The organism is Thalassospira sp. UBA1131 (assembly GCF_002311515.1).
Classification (GTDB): domain Bacteria; phylum Pseudomonadota; class Alphaproteobacteria; order Rhodospirillales; family Thalassospiraceae; genus Thalassospira.
Genome location: NZ_DCAO01000132.1, coordinates 89477 through 91796, shown reverse-complemented (window position 1 = coordinate 91796; position 2320 = coordinate 89477). Strand labels below are relative to the sequence as shown.

1 protein-coding gene is annotated in these 2320 nt (G+C 56.2%); it reads left to right on the top strand.

The window, feature by feature from the left end; genetic code table 11:
• Window positions 1-2178 (top strand): nitrite reductase large subunit NirB (nirB, locus tag B3Z49_RS21765; RefSeq protein WP_296994913.1); only part of this gene is annotated, 2178 nt, incomplete at its 5' end.
• Window positions 2179-2320 lie beyond the last annotated feature (142 nt).

The following is a 2320-nucleotide window of genomic DNA, read 5'->3' as shown; positions in this document are numbered from 1 at the left end:
AAAGTGGTGATTTCCAAAAGCGGAACCGAAACCGAGTATGACCAGCTTTTGCTGGCAACCGGTTCTGATCCGATCATCATCCCGGTTCCCGGTCACAAGCTTGACGGCGTTGTCACCTTCCGCGATGTCGATGATGTCGACACCATGCTTGGCGCAGCAGCCAAGGGCGGCCCGGCAGTCGTCATCGGCGGCGGCCTTCTGGGCCTTGAAGCGGCTGTTGGCCTACAATCGCGCGGCATGGATGTCACGGTTTTGCATCTGGCAGGCCATGTTATGGAACGCCAGCTTGACCCGTCGGCAGGTTATCTTCTGGCGCAAGAACTGGAACGTCGCGGCATCACGGTAATTACCGAGGCCGATACCGCCGAAATCGTTGGCAGCGAAAATGTTACCGGGGTTCGCCTTAAAGACGGACGCATGATCCCGGCTGATCTGGTGGTTATGGCTGTTGGCATTCGCCCCAATGGGCGCCTTGCCGCAGACGCGGGTGTTGCAGTCGAACGCGGCATCGTGGTTGACGATGTCATGACCACCAGTGATCCGGCGATCTTTGCCGTTGGAGAATGCGTTCAGCACCGTGGTCAATGCTATGGCCTGGTCGCCCCGCTGTTTGAAATGGCCAAATCACTGGCCGATCACATGGCCGAAATCGAAACCGATGGCTATACCGGCTCAGTCACCTCGACCAAGCTTAAGGTGACAGGCGTCGATGTTTTTTCCGCAGGTGATTTTTCCGGCGGCGGCGAGACAGAGGAAATCGTTTTTCGCGATGCCGGTCGCGGCGTTTACAAGCGCATCGTCCTTGAAGACGGCAAGATCAAGGGTGCGGTCCTGTATGGCGACACATCCGATGGCGGCTGGTATTTCCAGCTGATGAAGGACGGTGAAGACGTCACCGAACTGCGTGACACACTTGCCTTTGGTCAGGCATTTGCGGGGGGATCTTCTGGAAACCCTCTTGATGCCGTTGCAGCCCTGCCAGACGATGCAGAAATTTGTGGCTGTAACGGCGTTTGCAAAGGATCGATCGTTGCCGCCATCAGTGAAAAGAGCCTGACCACCCTTGATGAGGTCAAAGGCCACACCAAGGCATCGGCATCCTGCGGGTCATGCTCTGGCCTTGTTGAAAACCTGTTGGCTGCAACCCTTGGCGGCGATTATCAGGCCGCGACGGTCAAGCCGATCTGTACCTGTACTGATCATGATCATGACAGCGTCCGTCGCCTGATCATTGCCAAAAACCTGAAATCCATGCCGGCTGTCATGCAGGAACTGGAATGGAAGTCATCTGATGGCTGCCATGTTTGCCGCCCGGCTTTGAACTATTACCTGCTGGCGGCGTGGCCGGGTGAATATGTCGATCACGGTGCGTCACGCTTTATCAACGAACGCGTTCACGCCAACATCCAGAAAGACGGCACCTATTCGGTCATTCCGCGCATGTGGGGTGGCTTGACCAACCCGCGCGAATTGCGTGCGATTGCCGATGTTGCTGACAAGTTCGAAATTCCCACCGTCAAGGTTACCGGCGGTCAGCGCATTGACCTTTTGGGGGTCAAAAAAGAAGACCTGCCGGCTGTCTGGGCCGATCTGAATGCGGCGGGCATGGTATCGGGTCATGCCTATGGCAAATCGCTTAGAACGGTCAAAAGCTGCGTTGGGCAGGAATGGTGTCGCTTTGGCACCCAGATGTCGATGGGCATGGCCGTCGAACTGGAAAAAATGACATGGGGGTCATGGATGCCCCACAAGTTCAAAATGGCCGTATCGGGCTGCCCGCGTAACTGCGCCGAAGCAACCATCAAGGATTTCGGCGTTGTGGCCACCGATGGGGGCTGGGACCTGCATGTTGGTGGCAATGGTGGCATTCATGTCCGTGCGACCGATCTTTTGTGCAAGGTCACCTCTGACGACGAGGTCAAGGAATATTGCGGCGCCTTCATTCAACTTTACCGGGAAGAGGCCCGTTACCTTGAACGCACGGCCCCTTGGATCGAACGGGTTGGCCTGAAACATGTTCAGGAACGGGTCGTCGATGATGAAGCTAACCGCAAGGCGCTGTTTGAACGCTTCATGATCAGTCAGAAAACAGCGCAGATTGATCCATGGGCAGAACGCGCATCCGAAGGCGTTGACGCGCACGAATTCACCCCCCTTTCGATGGTCGCAGCGGAGTAAGACAGATGAGCAACACTCTGACATGGGTAGAAGTCGGGCCCGCTGCCAACATCCCGCAGCAAGGGGCACGCACCCTTCAAACCGAAACGGATCGCATTGCGATTTTCAGAACACTTGATGATCAGATCTTTGCATTGCTGGA